Source organism: Micromonospora sp. CA-244673 (genome assembly GCF_050948395.1).
Classification (GTDB): domain Bacteria; phylum Actinomycetota; class Actinomycetes; order Mycobacteriales; family Micromonosporaceae; genus Micromonospora.
Map to the genome: position 1 here is coordinate 6249254 of NZ_CP192019.1, position 17577 is coordinate 6266830.

Sequence of the window (17577 nt, forward strand, 5' to 3'; positions counted from 1 at the left end):
GCACCCCCAGCTCCCGTCGATCATGAAGTTGGCGGCACTCAGGGAGATCGACTTCGCCGTCAACCTCATGATCGACGGCGCGGGCCAGCCCGGCGGGATCAGGTCAGGCGGGTGTCCAGGAGGTCGAGGGCTTCCGGGACCGTTTCCGCCACCAGGAGGAGGTCCAGGCCGGCGGGTTTGAGGAAGTGGTGGTCGGCCAGCGTGCGCAGCCAGTCGAGCAGGGGGCGGTAGAAGCCGTCGGCGTCGACAAGCACCATGGGCTTGGCGTGCATGGCCAGGGTGGCGGTGGTCCAGACCTCGAACAGCTCGTCCAGGGTGCCGAGCCCGCCGGGCAGGGCCACGAACGCGTCCGACTTGTCGATCATCAGGGTCTTGCGGCTGGCCATCCCGTCGGTGATCAGCAGCTCGTCGGAGGCCAGGTCGGCGACCTCCAGGTCGACCAGGGCCTGCGGGATGACCCCCAGGGTGCGGCCGCCGGCGGCCCGCGCCCCGTCGGCCACCGCGCCCATCATCCCCACGCACCCGCCGCCGCTGACCAGGGTGTGCCCGCGCCGGGCCAGCTCCGCGCCGGTCTCGGTGGCGAGGTCCAGCCAGCGGGCGTCGAGGGTACGCGAGGACGCGCAGAACACGCAGACGTTGGCCACGGTCAGCCCTGCTCCGCCGGTCCGCCGGGGGCGGCCTCGGCGGCGGCCTGCTGGTCGGCGGCGACCCGGGCGACCGCCTCCTCGCGGATCGCCTCCTGCTCGGCGGAGAGCACCGCCTCGGCCTCCACGATGTGCCGGACCGCCTCGTTGACGTCGTCGGTGAGGCAGATCAGGTCCAGGTCGTTCGGGCCGATCTTGCCCTCGGCGGCCATGGTGTCCCGGAGCCAGTCGAGCAGCCCCCGCCAGTAGTCGACGCCCATCAGCACCACCGGGAAGCGGGTCACCTTGCCGGTCTGCACCAGGGTGAGCGCCTCGAAGAGCTCGTCCATGGTGCCGAAGCCACCGGGCAGCACCACGAAGGCCTGGGCGTACTTGACGAACATGGTCTTGCGGGCGAAGAAGTAGCGGAAGTCGATGGCCAGGTCGACCCAGTCGTTGAGGCCCTGCTCGAACGGCAGCTCGATGCCGAGCCCGACGGAGAGCCCGCCCGCCTCGCCGGCGCCCCGGTTGGCCGCCTCCATCACACCCGGCCCGCCGCCGGTGATCACCGCGTAGCCGGCCCGGGCCAGCGCGCCGCCCAACTCCTCGGCCAGCCGGCACTCGGGGCTGTCCGGCTTGCTGCGCGCCGAGCCGAAGACGCTGACCGCGGCCGGCAGGTCGGCGAGGGTGTCGAAGCCCTCGACGAACTCGGACAGGATGCGCAGCGCGCGCCAGGCGTCCTTGGTCTTCCAGTCGCCCCGGCCCCGGGAGTCGAGCAGCCGCTGGTCCGCGGTGCTGGTCGGGATGGCCTGGTTGCGCAGCGTGACGGCGCCCCGGTGCCGCACCCCGCTCGGCCCGCGGCCGGGTGGCCGCCCGTTGCTCTGGCTCATGGGGCCACCGTAGTGGAGCCGGGGCGGCGCGGTGCGGAGGCGGGCGACGCGGAGAAATTCTTCGTGATCATGGGCAACTAAATGGCTCGCTCGTACGTCTTACTATTCACATACCGGGTATGCCCCGGCGACGCGCCTTCGGGGGAGGAGCCAGCGTTGATCAGCAACAGCGAGATGATCCGGATTCGCCGGCAGATGCAGCGGCGGATCCGCGACGTGGTGGCCGAGCGCCGCCGCGCCCGGATGATGGAAGCCCACCACACCGACCTCACCGGCGAGACCACCGAGACGGACACCCCGCTGACGACCACGCTCTGACGGTCCGGCCCGGGGGTCCGCGTCACCGACGCGGGCCCCCGGTCGCGTACTCAGGACGAGGCGAGCCAGCGGTGCAGGGTGGCCGCCCCATCGCGGATCTTCGTCAGCTCGACGTGCTCGTCCTTGTGATGGGCCAGGTTGGGGTCGCCGGGACCGAAGTTCAGCGCCGGGATGCCCATGGCCGCGAACCGGGCCACGTCCGTCCAGCCCAACTTGCCGATCGGGGCCGCGCCGACCGCGGCCACGAACTCCTGCGCGGGTGGGTTGTCCAGCCCCGGGGCCGCGCCGGCCGCCGCGTCGGTGACCGCCAGGTCGAAGCCCGCGAAGACCTCGCGCAGGTGCGCCTCGGCCGCGGCCGGGTCCCGGTCCGGGGCGTACCGGTAGTTGATCTCGATCTCGCAGCGGTCCGGGATGACGTTGCCCGCCACCCCGCCGGTGATCCGCACCGCGTTCAGGCCCTCGCGGTAGTCGCAACCCTCGATGGTCACCCGGCGCGCCTCGTACGTGGTCAGCCGGCGCAGCACCTCGCCGGCGCCGTGGATGGCGTTGACCCCGTGCCAGGACCGGGCCGCGTGGGCCCGCTCGCCGTGCGTGGTGACGATCGCCCGCATGGTGCCCTGGCAGCCGGCCTCGACGATCCCGTACGTCGGCTCCAGCAGCAACGCGAAGTCGGCCGCCAGCCACTCCGGGTGCGCCTGGGAGACGAGGGTGAGGCCGTTGTACTTCGACTCGATCTCCTCGGCCTCGTAGAAGAAGTAGGTGACGTCGTAGCGCGGGTCGGGCAGGGTCACCGCCAGGTGCAGCGCGAAGGCCACGCCGGACTTCATGTCGGAGGTGCCGCAGCCGTACATCAGGTCGCCGCGCATGGTCGACGGGAAGTTGTCGTTGAGCGGCACGGTGTCCAGGTGGCCGGCGAGCACCACCCGCTGGGCCCGGCCCAGGTCGGTACGCGCCATCACCGTGTTGGAGTGCCGGTAGGTGGTGAGGTGCGGCACGCCCCGCAGCACCTCCTCGACGCAGTCGGCGATCGCCTTCTCGTTGAGCGACACGGACTCGATGTCGACCAGCGCGCGGGTCAGCGCCACCGGATCGGCCAAGACCTCGGGGGTCAACGGGTTCTGCATGTCTCGCACGGTACCGTCAGCACCGTGACGACCGCACAGTCTGCCTGGGGCATCGGCCTGGCCACGATCACCGCTGACGACCAGGTGCTGGACACCTGGTACCCGACCGGCAAGCTGGGGCTCGGCGAGCTGCCACTGGTCGCCGGTGAGGACGAGGCCGACGTGCTGGACCTGCCGCCGGGCGCGGTCGGCGAGCGGGCGCTGCCCGGCCTGCGCACGGTCCAGGTGGTCACCGTGATCGGCTCGCTGGACGATCCGATCAAGGACGCCGCGGACGCGTACCTCCGGTTGCACCTGCTCTCCCACCGCCTGGTGCGGCCCAACGAGCTCAACCTCGACGGCATCTTCGGCAAGCTGGCCAACGTGGCGTGGACCTCGGCCGGGCCGTGCCCGCCGGAGCGGGTCGACGAGCTGCGGGTCATCGAGCGGGCCGCCGGCCGCCACCTGGCCGTGTACGGGGTGGACAAGTTCCCCCGGATGACCGACTACGTGGTCCCGGCCGGCGTGCGCATCGCCGACGCGGACCGGGTCCGGCTCGGCGCGCACCTGGCCGCCGGCACCACCGTCATGCACGAGGGCTTCGTCAACTTCAACGCCGGCACGCTGGGCACCTCGATGGTCGAGGGGCGGATCGTGCAGGGCGTCGTGGTCGGCGACGGCTCCGACATCGGCGGGGGCGCGTCGATCATGGGGACGCTCTCCGGCGGTGGCACCGAGAAGGTGCGCATCGGCGAGCGGAGCCTGGTCGGCGCGAACGCGGGCGTGGGCATCACCCTGGGCGACGACTGCGTGGTGGAGGCCGGCTGCTACCTCACCGCCGCCTCGAAGATCACGCTGCCGGACGGCCGGGTGGTCAAGGCCCGGGAGCTCTCCGGGGTGGACGGCCTGCTGTTCTGGCGCAACTCGGTGACCGGCGCCCTGGAGGCGAAGCCGCGCACCGGCCGGGGCATCGAGCTGAACGCGGCGCTGCACGCCAACGACTGAGCGACGACGCGGGACGGGCCGGGGCGGAAGCCCCGGCGCGTCCGCCGTCCAGGCCCACGGCCGGACGGCCGTGGACCCGGACGACCGGTTCACCGCAGGCGGTACGCCTGGATGATCCGCTGGGTGACCGTGTTGCCGGCGCTGTCCCGGGCGGCGGCCCGCAGCGAGACGTGGCCGGGGCCGGCCGGGTGCCGGACGGTGGCCGCCCACCCCGCGCCCTGCTTGTGCAGGGCCGCCTTTCGCCAGGTCTTGCCGCCGTCGTACGAGACGTCGACGGTCAGCGCCGCGACCGAGGCGGCCGGCGCGCCGGGCTGCCGCTGCACCGTGACCGGAATGGTGAAGGTCCGGCCGGCCGGTGCGCTGTTGTCCACGGCCAGCGGCGGGGCGAAGCGGACCGCCATGGCGGGCAGCCGCACCCAGTCGTCACCCGGGACCCGCTTGGAGCGGAACGTCCAGCTCGCCGACACCTCGGTGCTCAGGTCGGTGAAGTCCCGCGTGGCCGAGGTCTCCAGCCGGTAGCTCGCGAGGCCCGGCGGCACCTGGAACTCGCCGTACCCCGCGGAGGGCTGCTCGGCGAGCAGCTTCCCGTTGCGGTAGAGCGCGGTCCGTTCGGTGTCGTTGAGCGAGCCGCCGGGGTGGCCGGCCGCGTCGCTGTGCACCGGCAGGGCGACCACGAGGGTGTCGCCGTTGCGGGTGATGCCCTGCTCCGGCCAGCGCGGCTGCGGGAACGACGGCCCGTACGGCGCGCTGTTCCAGTCCTCCCGGTAGGTCCGGCCGGCCCGGTACCGGGTGGGCACCGACTCCAGTACCGCCCGCACCTCCAGCCAGCCGTCCTCGCCCCGCTGGCCGAAGTCCAGCTCGGAACTCCAGCCGGTGCGGGTCGTGCTGTAGTGCTCGACCCGCTTCCCGGGCACCGGAACGGGCACGACGATCGCCGAGCCGCCGATGTTGTAGTCGGACTCCGGGAAGACGATCCGCTCGTTCTCCAGCCCGGCGTAGCCGGCCGCGAACCGGTGCGTGACGGTCGCCAGGTCGCCCGGCTGGTAGTGCCGGACGAACCCGGTCGGCATCCGCCCCGGGAACACCTCGTTGAGGGCGTAGAAGTACGGGCTGCGCTCCGGCGCGGTCGGTTCGAGCCACTGGCTGGCCAGGGCGCCGACGAAGAGCGAGTCGGAGACGCCGCGCCCGAGCTGGCCGCTGTAGAGGCCGTCGAAGCTGAACGTCCAGAGCCCGAACCCGGCGGACATGTCCTCGGTGGACCAGTTGGCCGAGAGGTCGATCAGCAGGGGGGCGGCGCCCCGCTGCGGCACGGTGGACCGGACCGGCTTCGCCCGCCGGGCGTCGACGGTGAGCCGCTGGTCGCCGCTCACCACCAGCTCGGGCTGGGCCAGCATGGAGACCTCGGTCCAGCCCTCGTCCCCTGGCACGTAGACCAGGCTGTTCAGGCCGTACCGGCCCTTGGGGAGGCGGATCCGCGCCTCGCCGTCGGGGTCGTACACGTCCCGGTACACGACGCCGTCCAGCCCGATCAGCGTGGTGAAGTAGTCGCCGGTGAGCTTCCCGGACCGGTCCCGGTGCGTGACGGTCAGGTCGTAGCTCTCCACCTCGCGGTTGACCGCCAGCGGGGTCACCGCGACCGCGTCGCCCCCGCGGGCCACCAGCCGGCCGGTCCAGTAGCCGTCCAGTCCGCCGAGCCGGGTGTCCGCCGTGACGGTGACCTGGGCCGTCCCGCCGGCCGGCACGGTGAGCCGGGACGCGCCGAGGGTGAACATGCCGGCCGGGGCGGCGCGCCCGTCCGGGCCGGTGACCTCGGCGGTGAGGTCGAGGGTGAGCGGGCCGGTCCCGCCGTTGCGGTAGGTGACCGTTCGGGCGACCGGCTGGTCGTCACCGTGCGGCCAGGTCGTCACCCCGAACGAGACGCTGGGCGGGTCGCTGGTGACCTGCTCGGTGATCGCGTGAGCCACGTCGACCCGTCCCGCGCCCTGCTGGAACGCCGTCTGGTCGGGGTGCGGTTTCGCCGAGGCCATCAGCGTGGCCTTGTACCGCCCCGCGGTCCAGCCGGGGTGCTGCTGGGCGAGCAGCGCCGCCGCGCCGGCCACGTGCGGCGTGGCCATCGAGGTGCCGGAGAGGGAGACGTAGCGGTCTCCGACCGGGTCGCCGATGGCGCCGTTGGCGGCCCGGGCGGCCACGATCTCGACGCCGGGCGCGGTGATGTCGGGCTTGAGCCCGCCGTCGACCCGCGGCCCCCGGCTGGAGAAGTCGGCGAGCGCGTCGTCCCGGTCGACGGCACCGACGGCCAGCGCGGCGTCGGCGGTGGCCGGCGAGCCGACCGAGCCGTCCGCGCCGTCGTTGCCGGCGGCCACCACGAACAGCGTGCCGGTCTGCGCGGTCAGCGTCTCGACGGCCTGCTCCAGCGGGTCGACCTCGGGGAAGTCCGTGCCGCTGAGGCTCATGTTGACCACGCCGGCGTGCTTCTCGACCGCGGCCCACTGCATGCCGGCGAGGATCGCCGACTCGGTGCAGCCCTGGTTCTCGCAGACCTTGCCGGAGAGCAGGGTGGCGTCGGGGGCGACGCCGCGGTACTTCCCGCCGGAGGCGGCCCCGCTGCCCGCGATGATCGAGGCGACGTGGGTGCCGTGCCCGACCATGTCGTCCGACTCGGCCGCCTCGCTGAAGTTGCGGGAGTCGGCGACGCGGCCGGCCAGGTCCGGGTGGGTGAGGTCGACGCCGGTGTCGAGCACCGCGACGCTGACCCCCTTGCCGGTGAAGCCGGCGGCCCAGGCGGTGGGCGCGCCGATCTGCGGCACGCTGTGATCGAGGGTCACCCGCCGCCGGCCGTCCAGCCAGATCCGGTCGACATCCCCCGCCGCGTCGACCCGGGCGCCGGCCCGGTCGGCCGTGACCGCGCCCCAGACCGCACCGGTGGCGGCCTTCGTCGCGACCAGCGCCGCGCCGCCGATCGCCGGCAGGTCGCGGGTCACCCGGGTGCCGGCCACCGGGGCCGCCGCCCGTCGGGCCGACCCCGGCCGGTACGACACGAGCAGCGGCAGCGTGTCCCGCCGGGCGTCGTCGTAGCCGGCCGCGATCAGGCCGGTGACGTCGAACAGCCGCCGGTCGACCCGGCCGGACCGCACCAGGGGCAGCGCGTCCTGCGGCAGCACGGTGAGACGGCCGCGTTCCCGGCCGACCAGGAAGCCGACTCCGGCGCGGCCGGTGCCGGGGCGGACCGCCGCGTGGCCGGCGGCGGTGACGGTGACCCGGTCGCCGGTGATGAGGGTGACGGTGACCGGCTGGCCGGCGCGCGCCGCCGCGGCGCGGGCGGGAGCGCTGTCGGCGTCGGGGACCGCCGCCGGAGCGGCGGAGGCGGGCAGGGGCGCGCCCAGCGCCAGCCCCAGGGTGAGGCCGAGGGCGGCGATTCTTCTTCGGTTTCGACGCAACGTTCCTCCTTCGTCAAGCGTCTTCATCGATGGGGACACATCGACGGGGACCGTCAGAATTACATACCGCGTATGCAATCGGAAGTCGTCAATCCGACGGAACCGGCGCCAACCCCGCAGCCGAGCGGGGCATGATCGGCCGGTGACCGCCATGAAGGACCGCATGCTCGCGGGCGAGCCGTACATCGCCGACGACCCCGAGATCGTCGCCGATCTGGACCGGGCCGCCCGGCTCAGCGAGCGCTTCAACCGCAGCTCCGCCGACGACCCCGAGGGGCGGCTCGCCGCCCTCCGCGAACTGCTCGGCTCGGTCGGCGAGGACGCCTGGGTCCGACCGCCCCTCTACTGCGACTACGGCTACCAGACCCACATCGGGCCACGCACCTTCGTCAACTTCAACACGGTCTTCCTCGACGTCGCGCGGATCAGCATCGGCGCCGACGTCCAGATCGGACCGAACGTGCAACTCCTCACCGCCACCCACCCGGTCGAGCCGGCGGCCCGGCGGGCCAAGTGGGAGGCCGCCCAGCCGATCACCATCGGTGACAACGTGTGGCTCGGCGGCGGGGTCATCGTGCTGGCCGGCGTGGCCATCGGGGAGAACACCGTGGTCGGCGCGGGCGCGGTGGTGACCAGGGACCTACCCCCCAATGTGGTGGCGGTCGGTAACCCCGCTCGCCCGGTCCGGAGCCTCGAAGAGACCGTCTGAGCTGCTGAAACAACACCTTCGCCGGGGTGCGGATCCCGGCCGGAGGGTGCACTCTGGGTAGTGACCGGTTCACCCAGGGGGCGTCATGGAACGGGTGCTCGAACTGCGCGTACACGGGGTGTCGAACACCCCGCCCGACCAACTGCTCGGGCTGCGCCCCGCCCCCGGCGGTGACGGCGCGCAGCCCGACCTGGTCGCCGGCGGCGCGGTCACCGGCTTCTACCGCGCCAGCACGGCCGGCCGGGACGACCCGATCACGGTCGAGGCGTACAGCTGGGGGCAGTTGACCTCCGGCGCGCGGACCCGGCGCGACGTCGAGCGGGCCCTGTGGACGCTCCTGCTCCCCTTCACCCTGGCCAACGTGGCGCTCTACGCCCGCACCGGCATCCCGCCGGACCCGGACCGGGAACGCTGGGCCAGCCGCTCCGGCGTCACGGCCTGGCTCATCCGGCTGTTCTGCCTGAGCCTCACCGGCACCCTCGTCATCACGGCGACGGGAATCGGGGTGGACCTGATCGGCTGGCAGTGCGTCGGCCTGGACTGCCTCGGTCACCTCCCCGGCCCCATGGAGTTCCTCGGCAACGCCTGGTGGCGCCAGGACACCCGGGCGCTGGCCGCGGGCCTGCTGGTGCCGCTGCTCCTGCTGGCCGGGCTCGGCCTGGTCGCCTGGCGCACCTACCAGTACGAGGCGGAGATGCCCGCCGAACCGCACCCCCGCCCCGCCGCCCGGGAGGACGGCCCGCCCGCCGACCCGCCGGACCGGCCGGAGCCGCTGGAGAACCCGCTCCAGGACCCGACGTTCTGGAACGGCGAGGGGCAGCTGCGCCGGGCCGCCGTGCTGCACCTGTGCACCGGGGCGGTGATCGCGGCGGCCGTCCCGGTGGCCGCGGTGATCGTCATGGACCCGCCGCGCGGGCTGCGGGCCGCGGTCGCCTGGCCGACCGTCGCCGTGCTCGCGGCCGTGGTGGCGATCGCCGTCGTGGCGTTGGGCCGGCCCTGGCTGAGCCGGCGGCAGGGCGCCACGCCACTCGGCCGGTGGAGCGCGGCCGTGGCGCTGCTCACCGGGCTGGGGCTGGCCGGGACGTTCACCCTGCTGCTGCTGCCGGACGGTCCCGCCGGGCGGCCGCTGTCCGCGTACCGGCCGCCCATCGGGTGCGTCGCCGACCCGGGCATTCCCGGCTGCCGCACCGACCGGTCGCTGCCCGGGTACGACACCGCAGTCGCCTGGCTCGCCACGTACCAGGTGCTGCTGCTGATCACCATCGGCGCGGTCAACCGCTCCGGACGCCGCGCCCTGTCCGGGCCGGTGGCCGGCAGCCTGCTGCTGCCGCTCGGGGTGGCCTGGGCCGAGCGCGGCCTGCCCGGCGTCCCGGACGCGCCGGACGCGCTGAGCAGCTGGATGCTCGCCGGGCCGGCCATCGCGATCGCCCTGACCGGGCTGCTGCTGCCACGGACCCGGCCGGCCGTGCCGGTGCAGCCGCTCGGCGCGCACACCGACCTCGCCTGGGGTGGACGCGCCCCGGCGCTCATCGCCGGATTCGGCTGGATGATGGCGATCGCCTACTGCGCCGGCCTCCTCTACTGGGTCAGCGACCGGCTCGACAGCCGGGCCGACCCGAGCGGCGACAGCCGGGTGGTGCCCCCACTCGCGGTCTTCTGGGCCGGGCTGGCCTGCGTGGTCGGCCTGCTCGCCCTGCTCGCCCTGCTGGTCCGCGCCGGCATCCTGCTCCAGTCCCTCCGCCGGGCCGAGTACGCCGCCCTCACCGCCGACGGCGCCGGCCTGTCCGCGCACGACCTGCGCCGCTGCCGCGACGTCAGCACCTTCCGCGCGCTGCACCGGCTGGTCGGCGAGCACGCGGTCCGGCTGGTCGGCTGCTACGCGACCGTCTCCGTGGTGCTGGTGACGCTCTGCTGCGTCGCCGCGCTCTCCCGCGGCCGGCCCAGCCCGCTCTCGCCCTCCGGCTGGCAGACCGTCATCCACTGGGCGGCGAACCGGGGCGACACCATGCTCGGCTGGTTGCCCGTGGTGATGAGCGCGCTCGGGCTGCTGGTCTACCGCACCGACACGGTGCGCCGCTCGGTCGGCGTCATCTGGGACGTCGGCACCTTCTGGCCCCGCGCCGCGCACCCGCTCGCCCCGCCCAGCTACGCCGAGCGTGCCGTACCGGAACTCCAGACCCGGGTCGCCGGGCTGCTCGCGCTCCCCCCGCTGCACCCCGACCGGATGGACGGGGTGATCCTCTCCGGGCACAGCCAGGGCACCGTCATCTGCGCCGCCATGCTGCTGCAGCTTCCCCGCCGCTGGCGGCGGCGGATCTGGTTCTTCTCCTACGGCTGCCAGCTCACGCGCCTCTACGGCCGGGTCTTCCCCGCGTACTTCGGGCCCGAACGGCTGCGCACCCTGGCCCGGGCGCTCACCTGGCCCGGCGGGCACGTGTCGTGGACCAACTTCTGGCGCGACACCGACCCGCTGGGCTGGCCGGTCAGCGCCGGGGAACGAGACGTGCCGGTGGTCGACCCGGAGGCGCTGCACCCCGTCGGGGGCGAGGTGGCCGACCCCCCGATCCGCAACCACAGCGGCTATCCGGATGCGGCCGAGTTCACCCGGGAGCGGGCCGTCGTGGCGCGGCTGCTGCGCCGGGCCGTGCCGTCACCCCGGCAGCGGGTCGGCTAGCCGGACCACCAGGTCGGCGTGGTCGGCCGTGCCGGCGACGAGCCGGGCGTTGGCCTCGTCGCTGCCGAGCGCCCAGGCGCGGGCCTGCTCCGGCGTCTTCCCGTACGCCTCGTGCCGGGCGGTGAGGCGGCGCACCCGCAGCTCGGCGTCGAGGTCGAGGAACCAGATCTGGTGCAGGAGCGTCCGCACCTCCTCCCACGGCTCGTCGCGCAGCAGCAGGTAGTTGCCCTCGGTCACCACGAGCCGCACCTCGGGCGGCACCTCGATCGCCCCGGCGACCGGCTCCTCCAGGTCGCGGCGGAACGCGGGCGCCCACACCGAGGTGGGCTCCAGCCGGCGGAGCCGCCGCAGGGTGGAGACGAAGCCGTTGGCGTCGAACGTGTCCGGCGCGCCCTTGCGCGCGTCCCGGCCCAGCCGGGTCAGCTCGGACTGGGCCAGGTGGAAGCCGTCCATGGGCACCAGCCGGGCGGTCGGACCGACCTCGGCGACGATCCGCTCGGCCAGCGTCGACTTGCCCGCTCCCGGCGCGCCGGCGATGCCGAGCAGCTGCCGCGGGCCGTCCCCGGCGAGGGCCCGGGCCCGGGCCAGCAGCTCACCGAGCGGGAGCGACTGCGCGGGCGGCATCAGCCGAGCACCGGTTCGCTGATGGTGAACCGGGCCTCGACCGCCGCCTGCACCGGCTGCGGCTGCGGATCCAGTTCCAGCTCGGGCGCGGCCTCCGCGCCCCGCGCGAAGCCCGCCTTGGCCAGCATGGGCGGGGCGGTGGTCAGGCCGGTGTCGGCCAGCTCCACCAGGGCGGTCACCCGGGCGCCGAGCGCCTCCGCGTATTCCCGGGCGCGGGCCAGGGCGTCCGCGATCGCGGCGTGCCGGGCCTCCCGGTAGGCCGGGCTGTCCGGCCGCAGCGACCACCACGGGCCGGCCAGCTCGACTTGATCCTGGTCGGCCAGGCGGAGCATCAGCTCGCCGAGCGCGGTGAAGTCGACAACGGTGACCGTGGTGGTCACGCTGCCGTGGTAGGCCACCACCCGCTCACCCGAGCGCTTCGTCTCCGGCCAGACCCGGAGCTGGCCGGTCTCGCGCCGCTCCACGGCCGGCTCGGCCGCGTCGAGCAGCACCCGCACGGCGGCCGCGCGCTCGGCCAGCCTGGTCAGCGTGGTCTCCCGGTCGCGGTCCCGCGCGGTGGCGGTCACCGTGAACCGGGCCAGCTCGGGGGCGACCTCCCGGTACGCCTCGCCGCGTACCGCCACGACCGGTGCGTCCGCCATGCCGCTCAGCCTAGTGGCGGGTTTGCCGGAAGGTGGGCCGTGTAGGTGACCGCGCCGCCCGCCGGCCGGCAGCCGGTCAGGTGACCGCCGGCCGCGCCCAGCTCCCGCAGGTAGGCCAGCTCCCCCGCGTGGTCGGCGGCGGCCGGGAACTCGCGCTGGTGGGCGGTGAACGCGCGGCCGCGCAACGCGGCCCGGGCGGCGCGGCCCTCGGCGAGCCGGCCGGCCAGCTTTCCGGGGTCGCCGGCCCGCAGGGCCTCGGCCAGCTCGTCGAGGTAGGCCCGGACCGCGTCCAGCTCGGCGAGCACCCGCTCCCGGTTGCCGAGCACCATGTTCGCGGTCCGCTCGGGCGGCCCACCGGCCACGCGGGTGCCGTCGGAGAAGCTGCCGGCGGCGAGCGCGAGCACCGCGTCGCGCAGCGCCGAGCGCTGCACCGTGCCGGCCAGCGCGCCGGCGAGCAGGTGGGGCAGGTGGGAGGCGAGCGCGGCGGCGCCGTCGTGCTCCGGGGCCGACATGGGCACCACCCGGGCGTGGAAGATGTCGATGAGCAGCGCGGCGAGCCGCCGGAACGCGGGCATCCCGGTCGGCCCGGGGCAGAGCACCCAGGCGGCGCCGTCGAGCAGCGCCGGGGTGGCCGCGTCGAGGCCCGCCCGGTCGGCGCCGGCCATCGGGTGGCCGGGCACGAACCGGTGCCCGAGCCCCTGCGTGACGGCGGCGGTGGCCACGTCGGCCTTGGTGCTGCCCACGTCGGTGAGCACGCACCGGTCGTCGGTGGCCGCGGCCACCCGGGCCGCCGTCGCGGGCAGGGTGGGCAGCGGACCGCAGAGGAAGACCACGTCCCGGCCGGCGACCGCCTCCTCGACCGTGTCCGGCGCAGCGACGCCAAGCTCCCGGACCCGCCGCCGGATCGCCGGATCCGGGTCCCAGCCGGCCACGTCGAACCCGGCGTCCCGCAGCCGGAGCAGCACCGACCCCCCGATCAGGCCGGTGCCGACCACCGCCGCGCGCGCCTGCTCGCCGGCCCCGCCCACCATCGGCCCACCTCGGCGTCCCGTCGTCGCGGGGCCGGCCCGGCCCCGCTGGAAGTCCCGCCGAGGATACCGTCCGCGGCTCAGGCCTGGCGTTCCGTCACCGTCCGCCGCCACCGGGCGAACGCCGTGCCCGGGTCGCCGAAGTACGTCCACGGCAGCTCGGTCACCAGGTCACCGAGCGCCTGGAAGCGCTCCGCCGCGGCGGCGTGGTCGCCGCCCACGGCGAAGCACATGGCGAAGTTGTTGTGCGGCTGCGGCCAGCCCGGGTAGCGGCCGTGCTCCGGGTGGCGCACCGAATGGTCGGCCGCGGCGCGCAGCTCGGCGAGCACCTCGGGATCGCGGAGGTGGGCGTCGTCCTCGCCGGACGGCAGCTTCAGCCACATCTCCAGGTGGGCCGCCGCGACCAGGTGGGCCAGGCCGCTGGCCGCGGGCGCCTTCGCCGCCGCCGACCGCGCGAACTCGAACATCTCCTCGTCGCTGCCGAACCACTTGGCGCACCGGTACTGGAGCATCTGGACGTGCGCCAGCCGGTGCCAGGGGTGCCGGGCGACCACCTCGGCGAAGCGCCGCGCCGCCTCGTCCCGGTCCACCTGGCGGCCCCGCGCCGAGGTGACCAGGAAGGCCCGCGCCGTGGTGTCGTCCGGGTCCCGCGCGGCCACCTCGTCGAGCAGGTTCTCGGCGAACGTCAGCCGCTTGCGGAACTCGCGGAACTGCTCCTGGCTGGTCAGGGAGGAGGACGCGCCGCCCCGGGCCTCCCACGCCCAGTTCACGGCGTGGGTGCCCCGGACCAGCAACGGGAGAGTGCTGCGCGGCTCGGCGTCGGCCCACTCACCGATCCACTCCTGCACGCCCGGCACCCGGCCGGCGGCGGAGAGGCAGAACGCCTGGTGGTCGGGGTCGGTCACGGTGACCAGCACGTCCCGGGCGGCCCGCCAGTCCCGCCGGGCCAGTGCCTCGGAGAGCGCCCGGGCGGCCGGATCACCCATCGCCGGGTCGACCGGCAGCGCCGGTCCACTCTGCTGCTTCGTCCTCCGCCGGAGCGGCCACATGTCCTCGTCCTCCCCCGTGCGCGTCGACGCAGATCGTAGGGGCGGGCCGGATGGGCACGGAAGGGGGTTGTCCGAGTCGCGCTCGCGTCGTACGGTCCCCCGGCGGCCCGACCGGACGGGCCGGTCTCAACGGGGGAAAGGAAGCACATGTCCGCCACGTACCGGGCGCTCGCCTCGGTGGCCATGTTGATCGGTTTCTACGTCGTCGCGCTGCTCCAGCTCGCCGCCGTGGCCGCGCTCGGCGTCTGGCTGTTCAGCCACACCAGCGGCGTGATCACCGGCAAGCTGCTGCTGCCGCTGGTCGTCGCCCTCGGCGCCGTCGGGGTGGGGCTGTGGAAGGCGATCCGTACGAAGAACGAGCCGGCGCCCGGGCTGATCCTGGACGATCGGGCGGCGCCGTGGCTCTGGGCCACGGTGCGGGAGCTGGCCACCGCGGTCGGCACCCGCGCGCCCGACGAGATCCGCCTGGTGCCCGAGGTGAACGCGGCGGTCGGCGAGCAGAGCCGGCTGCTCGGCCTGATCGGCGGCCGGCGGACCCTCTACGTCGGACTGCCGCTGCTCCAGGCCATGCGGATCGACCAGCTCCGCTCGGTGCTGGCGCACGAGCTGGGCCACTACTCCGGCCAGCACACCCGGCTGGGCGGCGTCGCCTACCGGGGCCGGCTGGCCATCGGCGAGACCATCGAGCGGATCAGCCCGCGCAACCCGATCGGCTGGGTCTTCAAGCAGTACGCGAAGCTCTACCTGCTGGTCGACAACGCCGCGTCCCGCCGCCAGGAACTGGAGGCGGACCGCGCCTCGGTGCAGATCGCCGGGCACCAGGCCGCGGCCTCGGCGCTGCGGACCCTGCCCGCACTCGACGCGGCCTGGCGCTTCTACGAGACCCGGTACGTCGACCCGGGCTGGTCGGTCGGGCTGGCGCCGGACGACTTCTTCGGCGGCTTCGGCCATCTCCTGCAGGCGCGTCGGAACGAGATCGACGAGCTGCGGGAGAACGCCCCGGAGGGCCCGGCGTCCCGCTGGGACACCCACCCGCCGATCGGCGCACGCGTCGCCGCGATGGACCAGATCCCTCCGGTGCACGTCACGCCGGACGACCGGCCGGCCTGGACCCTGCTCGCCGACGTGGTGGGCGCCGGCCGGGCGCTCCAGAGCCTGATCGTCGCGCACGGCTCCCGCCGCCTGCTGCCCTGGCCGGAGTTCATCGCCGAGTCGATCGCCGCCGGAGTGCAGCAGCGGGCGGACCGGATCTACCGCGCGGCCGGCCGGTTCACCGGCACGCCGGAGCCGGGCCTGCCCGCTGTCCTGGACCTGGTCCGCGCCGGCCGGCTCGGTGAGTTCGCCGAGCAGTTCTTCACCAACGCCACCCGCCGGGAGGCGGCGGCCGCCTTCGCCGGCCCGATGGAGACGCTGCTCGACAACGCGGCGGTCCGTTCGGGCCGGGCGTACTGGCAGCTCTCCTGGTCTGAACCCGCCCGGCTGGTCGGTCGCTCCGGCGAGCCGTGGGACCTGGCCGAGATCGCCAAGCTGGCGGTCGCCCCGGAGACCCTGGACGAGGCGCTCGCCCGGCTGGCGGAGCTGGGCGTCGACGTGCGGCAGTCGACGGTGCTCCAGGCCCGGGCCTCGGCGCGGAACGCCGACCTGATCGCCGCGCTCGCGAACATCAAGATCGACGGCCGGGAGCACGACGTGTACGTGCTGGACAACGGCCTGGTCCTGGTCCCCGACCCGGGCAAGGCGCACGAGGGTGAGAAGCGGCTCAAGGAGGTGCTGAGCGCGGCGCCGGTCGCCGAGGTGGCCAGCCGGAACCCGTTCCTGCCGTACGAGGAGATCCGCTCGGTCGAGGTGACCAAGCGGGTGCCGCTGAAGGCGGTCATCACCCTTCACGACGGCCGGAGCGTGCAGGTGCAGGAGCTGATGGCCAGCGAGTTCTTGGAGAAGCACAGCCGGGACACGCTGCTGCGGGTGTTCGAGCAGATCAACGACTGACACGGTCGCGCCGGCCGGCCCTTCTCGGGACGGCCGGCGCGGCGCGGGTGATCAGACTTCGGCGAGCCGGGCGGCGACCGCGTCGACGTGCTCGTCGGACTCGGTGAGCGCCGCCCGGACGTGCCGGGCGCCGGCCGGGCCGTAGAAGACCCCGGCGGCGACCAGGATGCCCCGCCGGGCCAGCCAGTCGACGGTGTCCCAGCAGTCCTCGTCCCGGGTCATCCAGAGGTAGAGCCCCGCCTCGGAGTGCTCGACGGTGAAGCCGGCGCCGGTGAACGCGGCGTGGAGCTTCTCCCGCCGGGCCCGGTAGCGCTCCCGCTGCGCGTCGGCGTGCGCCTGGTCGCCCAGCGCCGCCACCATGGCCGCCTGCACCGGGGCGGGCACGATCATGCCGGCGTGCTTACGGACCTTGAGCAGCTCCGCCACCAGCGCCGGGTCACCGGCCACGAAACCGGCCCGGTAGCCGGCCAGGTTGGAGCGCTTGGAGAGCGAGTGCACCGCCAGCACACCCTCGTACGACCCGCCGCAGACCTCGGGCGAGAGGACCGAGACGGGCTCGGCGTCCCAGCCCAGCGGCAGGTAGCACTCGTCGCTGGCGACCACCGCGCCGCGCTCCCGCGCCCAGTCGACCACCTTGCGCAGGTGGCCGGCGGGCAGCACCCGCCCGGTCGGGTTGCCGGGCGAGTTCACCCACACGAGCCGGACCCGCGGGTCGGGGCCGAGGGCGGTCAGCGAGTCGGTGCGCACCGTGGTGGCGCCGGCCAGTCGGGCCCCGTCCTCGTACGTCGGGTAGGCGATGGACGGCACCACGACCACGTCACCGGGGCCGATGCCGAGCAGGGTGGGCAGCCAGGCGACCAGTTCCTTGGAGCCGATCGTGGGCAGCACCCCGAGCCCGTCGACGCCCGCCCCGCAGGCGCGGGCCACCCAGGCCGCGATGGCGGCCCGCAGCGCGGGCGTGCCCGCGGTGAGCGGGTAGCCCGGCGCGTCCGACGCGTCGGCGAGCGCCTGCCGGATCAGCGCCGGCACCGGGTCGACCGGCGTGCCCATCGAGAGGTTGATGAGACCGTCCGGGTGCGCCGCGGCCGTCGCGCCCGCGGCGTCCAGGGTGTCCCAGGTGAACTCGGGCAGCCGCGACGAGACCGGCGCGCGCCGGTTCAGTGGCCCTCTCCGCGCGGCGGCTGCGCGGCCACGAAGGTCGCGTCCTTCTCCACCTTGCCGATCTTGGAGGCGCCGCCCGGCGAGCCCAGGTCCTCGAAGAACTCGTAGTTCGCCCCGGTGTAGTCCTTCCACTGCTCCGGGACGTCGTCCTCGTAGAAGATCGCTTCGACCGGGCAGACCGGCTCACAGGCACCACAGTCGACGCACTCGTCGGGGTGGATGTAGAGCATCCGATTGCCCTCGTAGATGCAGTCGACCGGGCACTCCTCGATGCATGCCTTGTCGAGCACATCCACGCACGGCTCGGCGATGATGTAGGTCACCGG

The 17577-nt window shown here is 74.6% G+C and carries 15 protein-coding genes; 5 read left to right on the plus strand and 10 right to left on the minus strand.

Annotated features, from left to right (window positions below):
• Positions 1-98: 98 nt before the first annotated feature.
• Positions 99-644, minus strand: coding sequence for a TIGR00730 family Rossman fold protein (locus ACQP12_RS28665; RefSeq protein WP_433283308.1), 546 nt, complete (start codon positions 642-644; stop codon positions 99-101).
• A 2-nt stretch (positions 645-646) separates the two neighbouring features.
• A complete protein-coding gene (locus ACQP12_RS28670) occupies positions 647-1513 on the minus strand; it encodes a TIGR00730 family Rossman fold protein (RefSeq protein ID WP_357938446.1) in 867 nt (288 codons plus the stop codon).
• Positions 1514-1669: 156 nt separating this feature from the next.
• On the opposite strand from ACQP12_RS28670, the gene ACQP12_RS28675 reads away from it, so the two are divergent.
• Positions 1670-1831 carry a hypothetical protein gene (locus ACQP12_RS28675; protein WP_357938449.1) on the plus strand — a complete coding sequence of 54 codons (162 nt, stop codon included), beginning with the start codon at positions 1670-1672 and terminating at the stop codon, positions 1829-1831.
• A gap of 50 nt (positions 1832-1881) precedes the next feature.
• Here ACQP12_RS28675 and dapE read toward each other — a convergent pair whose 3' ends face one another.
• Entirely contained in the window at positions 1882-2955 is a 1074-nt protein-coding gene (gene dapE / locus ACQP12_RS28680) for a succinyl-diaminopimelate desuccinylase (RefSeq protein WP_357938451.1), read from the minus strand.
• Between the two features lie 24 nt (positions 2956-2979).
• Between dapE and dapD the strand changes: the two genes are divergently transcribed.
• A complete protein-coding gene (gene dapD, locus ACQP12_RS28685; RefSeq protein ID WP_433283309.1) occupies positions 2980-3939 on the plus strand; it encodes a 2,3,4,5-tetrahydropyridine-2,6-dicarboxylate N-succinyltransferase in 960 nt (319 codons plus the stop codon).
• Between the two features lie 89 nt (positions 3940-4028).
• Here dapD and ACQP12_RS28690 read toward each other — a convergent pair whose 3' ends face one another.
• Positions 4029-7376 carry a S8 family serine peptidase gene (locus ACQP12_RS28690; RefSeq protein WP_433283310.1) on the minus strand — a complete coding sequence of 1116 codons (3348 nt, stop codon included), beginning with the start codon at positions 7374-7376 and terminating at the stop codon, positions 4029-4031.
• A gap of 142 nt (positions 7377-7518) precedes the next feature.
• Here ACQP12_RS28690 and ACQP12_RS28695 point away from each other — a divergent pair, with 142 nt between their 5' ends.
• Positions 7519-8085 carry a sugar O-acetyltransferase gene (locus ACQP12_RS28695; RefSeq protein ID WP_433283311.1) on the plus strand — a complete coding sequence of 189 codons (567 nt, stop codon included), beginning with the start codon at positions 7519-7521 and terminating at the stop codon, positions 8083-8085.
• Positions 8086-8170: 85 nt separating this feature from the next.
• On the plus strand, positions 8171-10759 hold the full coding sequence (locus ACQP12_RS28700; protein WP_433283312.1) for a hypothetical protein: 2589 nt from the start codon (positions 8171-8173) through the stop codon (positions 10757-10759).
• On the opposite strand, the gene ACQP12_RS28705 is transcribed toward ACQP12_RS28700, so the two are convergent.
• The 4 genes from ACQP12_RS28705 to ACQP12_RS28720 form a co-directional block, all read right to left on the minus strand.
• A complete protein-coding gene (locus ACQP12_RS28705) occupies positions 10736-11383 on the minus strand; it encodes a nucleoside/nucleotide kinase family protein (protein WP_433283313.1) in 648 nt (215 codons plus the stop codon). The genes ACQP12_RS28700 and ACQP12_RS28705 overlap by 24 nt on opposite strands.
• Complete coding sequence (locus tag ACQP12_RS28710; protein WP_433283314.1) at positions 11383-12024, minus strand: SIMPL domain-containing protein; 642 nt, start codon at positions 12022-12024, stop codon at positions 11383-11385. Before ACQP12_RS28710 ends, ACQP12_RS28705 begins: the two co-directional genes overlap by 1 nt.
• 5 nt (positions 12025-12029) lie before the next feature.
• On the minus strand, positions 12030-13055 hold the full coding sequence (locus tag ACQP12_RS28715; RefSeq protein WP_433283315.1) for a prephenate dehydrogenase: 1026 nt from the start codon (positions 13053-13055) through the stop codon (positions 12030-12032).
• Positions 13056-13132: 77 nt separating this feature from the next.
• Positions 13133-14101, minus strand: coding sequence for a DUF4034 domain-containing protein (locus ACQP12_RS28720; protein ID WP_433283316.1), 969 nt, complete (start codon positions 14099-14101; stop codon positions 13133-13135).
• Between the two features lie 147 nt (positions 14102-14248).
• Between ACQP12_RS28720 and ACQP12_RS28725 the strand changes: the two genes are divergently transcribed.
• The gene (locus tag ACQP12_RS28725) at positions 14249-16090 is read left to right on the plus strand and encodes a M48 family metallopeptidase (protein ID WP_433283317.1); all 1842 of its coding nucleotides are present in this window, start codon (positions 14249-14251) and stop codon (positions 16088-16090) included.
• A gap of 51 nt (positions 16091-16141) precedes the next feature.
• Here the strand turns inward: ACQP12_RS28725 and dapC are convergent, their stop codons facing one another.
• Positions 16142-17251 (minus strand): succinyldiaminopimelate transaminase, encoded by a 1110-nt coding sequence (dapC, locus tag ACQP12_RS28730; protein WP_357939080.1) that lies wholly within the window; start codon positions 17249-17251, stop codon positions 16142-16144.
• On the minus strand, positions 17248-17574 hold the full coding sequence (gene fdxA, locus ACQP12_RS28735; protein WP_007464872.1) for a ferredoxin: 327 nt from the start codon (positions 17572-17574) through the stop codon (positions 17248-17250). The genes dapC and fdxA overlap by 4 nt, the downstream gene beginning before the upstream one ends.
• Positions 17575-17577 lie beyond the last annotated feature (3 nt).

What these genes read in the sequence shown, in the direction of transcription:
- ACQP12_RS28670 (WP_357938446.1), bottom strand. Translation starts at nt 1,513, where the DNA reads ATGAGCCAGAGCAACGGGCGGCCACCCGGCCGCGGGCCGAGCGGGGTG.
- dapE (WP_357938451.1), bottom strand. Translation starts at nt 2,955, where the DNA reads ATGCAGAACCCGTTGACCCCCGAGGTCTTGGCCGATCCGGTGGCGCTG.
- ACQP12_RS28700 (WP_433283312.1), top strand. Translation starts at nt 8,171, where the DNA reads ATGGAACGGGTGCTCGAACTGCGCGTACACGGGGTGTCGAACACCCCG.
- ACQP12_RS28705 (WP_433283313.1), bottom strand. Translation starts at nt 11,383, where the DNA reads ATGCCGCCCGCGCAGTCGCTCCCGCTCGGTGAGCTGCTGGCCCGGGCC.
- ACQP12_RS28710 (WP_433283314.1), bottom strand. Translation starts at nt 12,024, where the DNA reads ATGGCGGACGCACCGGTCGTGGCGGTACGCGGCGAGGCGTACCGGGAG.
- ACQP12_RS28715 (WP_433283315.1), bottom strand. Translation starts at nt 13,055, where the DNA reads ATGGTGGGCGGGGCCGGCGAGCAGGCGCGCGCGGCGGTGGTCGGCACC.
- ACQP12_RS28720 (WP_433283316.1), bottom strand. Translation starts at nt 14,101, where the DNA reads ATGTGGCCGCTCCGGCGGAGGACGAAGCAGCAGAGTGGACCGGCGCTG.
- ACQP12_RS28725 (WP_433283317.1), top strand. Translation starts at nt 14,249, where the DNA reads ATGTCCGCCACGTACCGGGCGCTCGCCTCGGTGGCCATGTTGATCGGT.